Origin of the sequence: Photorhabdus sp. P32 (assembly GCF_038085095.1) — a bacterium.
GTDB lineage: Bacteria > Pseudomonadota > Gammaproteobacteria > Enterobacterales > Enterobacteriaceae > Photorhabdus > Photorhabdus luminescens.
On the sequence record NZ_JAZGJN010000093.1, the window covers coordinates 1 to 988 of the forward strand.

A 988-nucleotide genomic window follows, 5' to 3' on the forward strand; every position below is an offset into this window, starting at 1 on the left:
CGCTGCAGGATCATGGTTCAATTGTGTAAGGTTTCAAATATGGATGGATTAGTTTTCACCTGCCGAATTGGCGCACTATCCCAGACAACTTTTCAGGTATCGCAATTTACCTTGCAGGAAGAGCTATCACAGCTTTATAGCCTGACATTAAAGGTGGCGAGTTCACGTGACGATATTCCCCTGAATGACCAACTGGGTCGCCGTGCATCCTTGACTATTACCCGTAATGGCGTGGCCGAACGGACCATTAACGGTTTGATAGCCGGCGCTGAACAGGGTAATACCGACGGCCGTCGCACTTTTTATATTTTCACTATCCGCCCCGATATGTGGCTGATGACGCTGAATCAGGATAGCCGTATTTTCCATTGGCAGTCCGTACCTGAAATCTTAGCGAAATTGCTGAAAGAGCACCGTATTCTCTTTGTCCGCGATACGCTCTATAAACACTATACCGAACGGGAATACACCACGCAAAAACGTGAATCGGCCTATGATTTTTGGTGTCGGCTGGCGGCGGAAGAGGGCATGGTCTTCTGGTTTGAGGAAAAACAGATGTTGTTCTGTGATTGCCATCTGGGCATGCAGGCGGATATCCAGCTCACTTACAATACTCACCCTGAAACCGACGAGACCGATACCACAGCGTACCAGTGGAGTTATGGCGAATACCTGTGCCCGAATGGTACGGTTCAGAAAGACCATAATTTTCTGAACCCCAAATATGCGCTCGAGCATCAGAAGCAAGCCGACGACGATAGCGGGTACGATTCGGTGTTTGAAAGTTACGGGCGTTTCCAGCGGGATGCGGAAGGAGAATCTTTCACCCGATTGCGGCTGGAGCAGTTACAAAACTACAGCAAAGTCGGCACCGCCAAAACCCACTGCATCCGGCTTCGGCCGGGCAAAATTTTTACCCTGCAATCCCATCCCATAGAATCCATGAACGCCCGCTGGCAGGTGATCTCGGTCACGCATCATGGGTGGC

At 50.2% G+C, this 988-nt stretch carries 1 protein-coding gene; it reads left to right on the plus strand.

The window, feature by feature from the left end; translation table 11 throughout:
- Window positions 1–39: 39 nt before the first annotated feature.
- On the plus strand, window positions 40–988 hold a 949-nt coding region (tssI, locus tag V2H77_RS00415; RefSeq protein WP_341497225.1), incomplete at its 3' end, for a type VI secretion system tip protein TssI/VgrG.